Genomic DNA, 6,489 nt, shown 5'->3' on the forward strand with positions numbered 1-6,489 from the left:
AGGGCCTCCAGGTCGTCCGCGAACTCCGCGGCGGTGGCGTAGCGGTGCGCGGGCTCATACGCCATCGCCTTGAGCACCACCGCCTCCAGCTCCGGCGACAGGTCGGGCCGCAGCGCCCTCGGCGGCTGGAACTCCCCTCCCAGCAGGGCGTTGAGCACCGCCAGGTCGTTGTCCCGGGCGAAGGGCCGCACGTGGGTGAGCGCCTCGTACAGGCTCACGCCCAGCGAGAAGATGTCCGCGCGCCGGTCCACCTCGCCGCCCCGGGCCTGCTCCGGCGCCATGTAGACGTACTTGCCCTTCACCACGCCAGTGCGCGTCTGGGCCAGGCGCGACTCGGCCTTGGCGATGCCGAAGTCCAGCACCTTCACCTGGCCCTCGTACGTCACGTACAGGTTGGAGGGCGAGATGTCGCGGTGGACGATGTTCAGCGGCCGGCCCGACTCGTCGGTGAAGTCGTGGGCGTAGTGCAGGCCGCGCGCCGCGTCGGCGAGTACCTTCATCACCAGCGACACGGGCACGTACTCGCCCCGGTAGCTCGCCGTACGCACCGTGGTGGAGAAGTCCTCCCCCGGCAGGTACTCCATGCAGATGTAGTAGCAGTCCTCGGTGAAGCCCAGCTCGTGGATCTGCACCACGTTGGGGTGCACCAGCCGCGCCGCCAGCCGCGCCTCGTCGCGGAACATCTCCACGAAGTCCGGCAGGCCCGACAGGTGGGGCAGCATCCGCTTGATGACGACGTTGCGTTCGAATCCATCCGCGCCGAGCCGCTTGGCGAGGAAGATCTCCGCCATGCCGCCCTCGGCGAGCTTGCGCATCAGCACGTACTGGCCATAGGGCCGGAGTTGCGCGTCGGCGCTCGTTCCGGGTTCCGTCTTGGCTTGAGTTGTCATCCCAAAAGCCTCACTTCAGGGTTCGCACCGTGTAGACATCCGGCGCGCCCGATCTGGAAATCTTGAACACCACGCGAGGCGGTTGCCCCGCGGGAGACACCCACGTATCGAAGCGGTGCTTCGAGTCGAGTGTCAGTGGCTTGTCATTCACGAAGACCTGCGAGCCCACCGGAGCCAAACCGGTCACGCGCACGCGAGAGCCCGCGCGCTGTCCCTCCCGCGGGGAGTTGACGACGAGCGTGGGCACGGAGTTGTCGAAGACGAGCTCCAGCTTGTTCATCCGCCCACCGCGTACCGGCCGGCCATTGGAGGCCAGCGGGGTGATGGACCAGAGGAAGTTGCCCTCGTTCAGGACGCCCGCCTCGAGCGGCACCTGGGGTGAGGCGGCGGAGCGCTCCGCCACGGGCTGGCCGAGCGCGCCGCTGCGGTACACCGACACCTTGTAGGACTCCGCACCCGGCTCCGGCGGGCAGGTGAAGGTGACGGCCGGTGGCTTGTCCTGGAAGAAGATGGTCGTCTTCTCGGGGCCCTCGGGGACGCGGTTGCGCAGCTGATCCAGCTCGCCCTTGGAGGAGGGCTCCGGTCCGAAGGACGCGCTGCCGCGCACCACGTCCGAGCCCTCCGGCCGCTGCACCCGCCAGTACAGCGCGCCCCGGGCGGGCGCCGTCACGTTGACGAAGCCCCCGCGAGCCACGCCCTCCAGCACGGTCCGCTTGAAGTCGGCATCCGAGGCCACCTCCACGCGCACCTCGCCGGCCTCCTCCCACGTGAGGGCCACCTCCGACGGACGACGTTGGAACACCTGCTGGCCCGGCACCGAGGGCAGCGCGAGCGGCGCCCGCGCCAGTGTCTCCACCTGCGCGGTGGCCTCGGCGCCCACGGTGGCGCGCTCACCCGCGCGCAGGGGCTCGCGAGCCGAACCGCGCACCAGCGTCACGTCGCCCGCGCGCGAGTCCACGGTGAAGCCGTCCTCCGTGCGCCGCACGTCGAGCCGGGCGGCGCCCTGGGCCTCCAGCAAGAGCCCCGGCAGCACCACCCGGCTGGCGCGACCCGGAGCCAGCACCAGCCCCAGCTCGCCCTTGCGCAGGTCCACCCGCGCCTCGTCGACGGAGCCGCTCTGGGACACGCCCTCCACCACCAGCTCGCCCCCATTGCCCAGGGAGAGCTGGGACTCGGAGCCCGCCAGGTTCAACAGCGCCGTGCCCTGACGCACGCGCACGGCGTCACCGGCCTTCAGCGGCTCGCCATTGCGGTCCACCACTCGCCACCGGGCACTGCCCTTCTGGCGCCACTCCGCGCGGCCCGCCGCGGCGTGCACCGTCACCTGGATGGGCGCCAGCTCCAGCACCCGCGTCGTCACGCCCTCGGTCTTCACCGAGACGGACTGCCCCTCCGAGGCCCGCACCGACTGCCCGTTCTTCGCCACCACCTCCACGGAGCCCAGCAACACCTCCACGCGGCTCTCGCCCTCGGCCACCCCCACCTGCACCTCGCTCTGGTCCGAACCCACCCGGGTGAGGCCCATGGGCGTGAGGATGGTGAGCTGCACCTGGGAGCCCGCCTGCGCCGGGGAAGCGGTGGCGGGCACTCGCGACAGCACGAGGCCGCGCGACACCTCCAGCACCAGGCCGCTCGCGTCCTGGCTGAGGACGAAGCGCGCCTCCGGCCCCACCTCTACCGTGCGCCCGTCGGCGAAGCGCACCGTGGCGCCTCCGTCCGCCCCCGTCTCCACCGCGTCCCCACTCCACAACGGGCCCCCCGTCGTGGGCGCCACCTGGCCTCCGCGCTCCAGACGCACCTCGCCCTTCACCGCCGCGAGCTGTGCGAGCGAAGCCACGCCCGCGTCCACCACGGCCGCGGGCTTCACCTCCGCGACGGAAGGCGGAGGCGGCGTGGAAGGCAACGACTCCTCCTCACCACAGGCCGTGGCCAGCAGCAGGACGAACGCGGATACGAGGGAGGTACGCAGGATGCTCACCGGGACTTGGGGAAGAGATCGACGTTGAAGATGGCTTGTTCACCGTCGTGCACGGTGACGACCTTGGTTTGGGAGAGATGCCCGGGAGCCGAGAAGACGAGACGATACCTACCTTGCTTGAGCTGGACCTGGAAAGTCCCCCTCTCGTCCGTCCGGCGGCGAAGCTTAGCCTCAGGGACGGAGACCCAGGCATGGAGCGGCTGGCCCTTACGGACGCTGCGCACCTGACCAGACAGGGTAGCAGGCAGCCCCTGCCGTGCGGAGACGAGCGACACGGGCAGGGGAGTCTCCGTGCCAGCGAGGACGACCACGGCCTCCTGCACGACGCGGAAGCCCTCAGCGGATATTTTCACCTCCAGCGGCCCCGGGGCGAGTTTCTCCAGGCGCACCACGCCCGCCGCATCGGTGAGGGCCTGGGTAGAGCCCGCGACGACGGTGGCACCCGCCAGGGGCGCGCCGCCTCGCGCATCCGTCACGGTGACGAGCACGCTTCCCTGCTGAGGCTCCGGGCGGGCGCGCACCACCAGCTCCGAGCGCCGACCCGCCTCCAGCGTGATGCGCCCCTCCGCGGGCAGGTAGCCGCCCACGCTCGCCCGCGCGAGCACCTCACCGGGAGGCAGCACCACGCCCGTCAACCGCCCGTCCGCATCGGCGGCGCGCGGCGTCTGCGCCACTCCACCCACCGTCAGCACCACCTCGGCTCCGGGCAGCGCGGCGCCGGTGTCCTCATCCACCACCGCGAGCACCAGCTCGCCCTTCGTCCGCCCCGAGAGCCAGTCGGTGAAGGTCTCCCGCTCTCCCCCACCGCACGCGAGCTCGAGCGCCACGCCGACACGGCTGATGCCCTGCCGGGACTTCACCCCGTCCGCCGCCGTCCGCGCGTCATGCACGTACTGGTAGTCCAGCACCAGCGCTCCACCCCACTCGCCCCTGCGCACCAGAGGAGCGAGCAGCGCGGCGCCGGCCACGAAACCGCTGGACGTGGAGCCGAGCGCCACCGGCACCTCGCCGCGCACCTCCGCCCGCAGGCGCGCGGGCAACGGCACGAGGACGCGACCGCCCACCAGCGCGGCATGGCGCACCACGGGGCTCAACAGCGTCGTACCCGCGCTGGAGAAGGCCGGGAGCTGGGCGAAGCCATAGCCCACGCTCAGCTCCGCGCGCACCGGCCCGAAGGAGCGCCGCGCCGCCGGGCCCACCGAGCCGCGCAGCAGGCTGCCCCCGGTGACGCGGTCCTCGCCCCGCAACAGACTGAAGCCCTCGCGCTGCACGCTGGCCCAGACCCCCAGCCACTCCGGGCCGAGCACGTCGAAGGCGGTGGCCCCCAGCGCCCAATCATTGGGCGTCAAGCCTCCATAGGTGACCGAAGGCCCGGACTCCTGGGTCCCCTGGCGGAAGGCCAGTCCATAACGCAGCCGTAAGGAGACACGCTCCGGCTCCGACTGGGCCGCGGCGCGGCTCGGCACCGTCAGGGTGAGCGCAAGTAGGAGGACGAAAAAGTGGCGCGGAAGGACCAGCACAGCCGGAGTATAGTGAAGACTGGACAAGTCCCCTCAAAACAGGCCGCGCCCGCCCTTGGGCCCCCCCTCCCGATGGAATCCCCTACCCTCCCCCACATCGTCCCCCCTCCACGGATGTCGGCAGGCAGCCGACACGGGCTCGTGCCTGGACGCCAGCCCCGGGAGCACATGATTCCTTACCGTGAGGTGGCTTCTTGCCGGGTTGGAACGGCTTTGCTAAAGCTCCACCGGTCGGGAGCGCCGCACCTAACCTCCGAAATTCATTCCGGAAACCTACGGGGAACCCTCGGGGGCCGCGGAAGTACAGGTCGAGCGAACGCTTAGGAGCGTAAACGCCCATGGGCACGCAATTGGTGATGTACGAAGAGGAGTTCACCAAGATCAACGCGGTTTGCGACCGGTTGACCAAGGACGCGAACGCGAAGGTGGTGTTCCTCGTCGACAAGAACGGGCAGCTCATCTCCTCCGCGGGGCAGACGCAGAACATCGACACCACCTCGCTGGCCTCGCTGACGGCCGGTAACGTGGCGGCGATGGGCGGCCTCGCGAAGCTGATTGGTGAGAACGAGTTCCCCCATCAGTTCCACGAGGGGGCCAAGGACTCGCTCTACATGACGATCGTCGGGAGTCGGGTGGTCCTGGTCGTCATCTTCGACAACCGGACGAGCCTCGGTCTGGTGCGCCTGCGCATCAAGAAGGCCAGCGACGAGCTGACCAAGATCTTCGAGAGCCTGGTGAAGAAGACCGATGGACCCGGGGTCGGATCTCCGTTCGCCGAGATTTCCGACGACGATATCGACAACCTCTTCAGCGAGTAACCCGGGAAGCCATGTCCTTCATCAACTACTCGTCTCGCGAAATCAACTGCAAGATCGTCTACTACGGTCCCGGGTTGTGCGGGAAGACGACGAACCTGCAGTACATCTACAACAAGACCGCCGCGGAGACGAAGGGCAAGCTCATCTCGCTCTCGACCGAGACGGATCGCACGCTCTTCTTCGACTTCCTGCCGCTGTCGCTCGGTGAGATTCGCGGTTTCAAGACGCGCTTCCACCTGTACACGGTGCCCGGTCAGGTCTTCTACGACGCCAGCCGCAAGCTCATCCTCAAGGGTGTGGACGGCGTGGTGTTCGTGGCCGACTCCCAGGTCGAGCGCATGGAAGCCAACATGGAGTCGTTCGAGAACCTGCGCATCAACCTGGCCGAGCAGGGATACGACCTCAACAAGATCCCCGCCGTGCTCCAGTACAACAAGCGCGACCTGCCCAACGCGCTGACGATCGAGGAGATGCGCCAGGCGCTCAACCCGCGCAACATCCCCGACTATCAGGCGGTGGCGCCCACGGGCGTGGGCGTGTTCGACACGCTCAAGGCCGTGGCCAAGCTGGTGCTCACGGAGCTCAAGAAGGGCGGCTAGGTGTTTCCCGCCCAACCCGGAGGCGAGGCCCAGGTGGCCCTCGCCATCGGAGGGGTGCGCACGGAGTAGACTCCGGGCCAACCACCTGAGTCCCGGGGGGACGGGAGACATGGAGAAGCTGGCCGTCGTGTCGTCATCGCCGTTGTTCGAGATGCTCTCCAGCGCGGAACTCGCCCACCTGGCCGAGCTGTCCGAGCGGCGGCGCTACTCCGCCGGGGACGTGGTGTTCGAGGAGGGCGAGCGCGGAGACTGCCTCTACCTCATCGTCCGGGGAGAAGTGGAGCTGACGCGCCGGGATGGTGGCGGTGTGTCCCGGCCCCTCACGGTGCTCAGCGCGCCGGGCTTCTTCGGGGAGATGAGCCTCATCGATCTCGAGGACCGCTCCGCCACCGTGCGGGCGCGCACGGACACGGAGCTGTTGCGGCTCACCACCGAGCACCTGGCCACCTTCCGGCAGCAGCACCGCGAGGGCTTCACCTTCGTCGTCCTCAACATCGCGCGCATCCTGTCGGCCCGGGTGCGCGAGGCCAATGCCCGGCTGTCCGCCCGTCAGGGCTGAAACGCGCGGGGGCTCCAGCCGATGTCCGCGAGGAAGCCCTTGCTCTCGGCGATGAACTGCGGCGCCAGGCCCGGCGCGCACGCGAGCACGTCCCCGTAGCCCACCCGGTGCGGCTCCCCGTCGAT

At 69.5% G+C, this 6,489-nt stretch carries 6 protein-coding genes; 3 read left to right on the forward strand and 3 right to left on the reverse strand.

What is annotated here, in order from left to right; translation table 11 throughout:
- The 3 genes from VF794_RS39760 to VF794_RS39770 form a co-directional block, all read right to left on the reverse strand.
- Positions 1-890: serine/threonine-protein kinase (locus tag VF794_RS39760; protein WP_331118933.1), on the reverse strand; the 890-nt coding region annotated here is incomplete at its 3' end.
- Positions 891-900: 10 nt separating this feature from the next.
- Positions 901-2,868 carry a hypothetical protein gene (locus tag VF794_RS39765; RefSeq protein ID WP_331118935.1) on the reverse strand — a complete coding sequence of 656 codons (1,968 nt, stop codon included), beginning with the start codon at positions 2,866-2,868 and terminating at the stop codon, positions 901-903.
- On the reverse strand, positions 2,865-4,217 hold the full coding sequence (locus VF794_RS39770; protein WP_331118937.1) for an MSCRAMM family protein: 1,353 nt from the start codon (positions 4,215-4,217) through the stop codon (positions 2,865-2,867). Before VF794_RS39770 ends, VF794_RS39765 begins: the two co-directional genes overlap by 4 nt.
- Before the next feature lie 509 nt (positions 4,218-4,726).
- Here VF794_RS39770 and mglB point away from each other — a divergent pair.
- The 3 genes from mglB to VF794_RS39785 all read left to right on the forward strand — a co-directional run bounded on the left by mglB (position 4,727) and on the right by VF794_RS39785 (position 6,364).
- The gene (mglB, locus tag VF794_RS39775; RefSeq protein ID WP_002626753.1) at positions 4,727-5,206 is read left to right on the forward strand and encodes a gliding-motility regulator GTPase-activating protein MglB; all 480 of its coding nucleotides are present in this window, start codon (positions 4,727-4,729) and stop codon (positions 5,204-5,206) included.
- Positions 5,207-5,217: 11 nt separating this feature from the next.
- Entirely contained in the window at positions 5,218-5,805 is a 588-nt protein-coding gene (gene mglA / locus VF794_RS39780) for a gliding-motility regulator Ras-like GTPase MglA (RefSeq protein WP_331118947.1), read from the forward strand.
- A gap of 109 nt (positions 5,806-5,914) precedes the next feature.
- Positions 5,915-6,364 (forward strand): cyclic nucleotide-binding domain-containing protein, encoded by a 450-nt coding sequence (locus tag VF794_RS39785; RefSeq protein ID WP_331118949.1) that lies wholly within the window; start codon positions 5,915-5,917, stop codon positions 6,362-6,364.
- The last annotated feature ends 125 nt before the right edge of the window (positions 6,365-6,489 follow it).

This window comes from Archangium sp., assembly GCF_036389735.1.
In the GTDB taxonomy this organism is placed as follows: Bacteria; Myxococcota; Myxococcia; order Myxococcales; family Myxococcaceae; genus Archangium.

Excerpts from the sequence above, each read along its gene's own strand:
- VF794_RS39785 (WP_331118949.1), top strand. The coding sequence starts at position 5,915 with ATGGAGAAGCTGGCCGTCGTGTCGTCATCGCCGTTGTTCGAGATGCTC.
- mglA (WP_331118947.1), top strand. The coding sequence starts at position 5,218 with ATGTCCTTCATCAACTACTCGTCTCGCGAAATCAACTGCAAGATCGTC.
- mglB (WP_002626753.1), top strand. The coding sequence starts at position 4,727 with ATGGGCACGCAATTGGTGATGTACGAAGAGGAGTTCACCAAGATCAAC.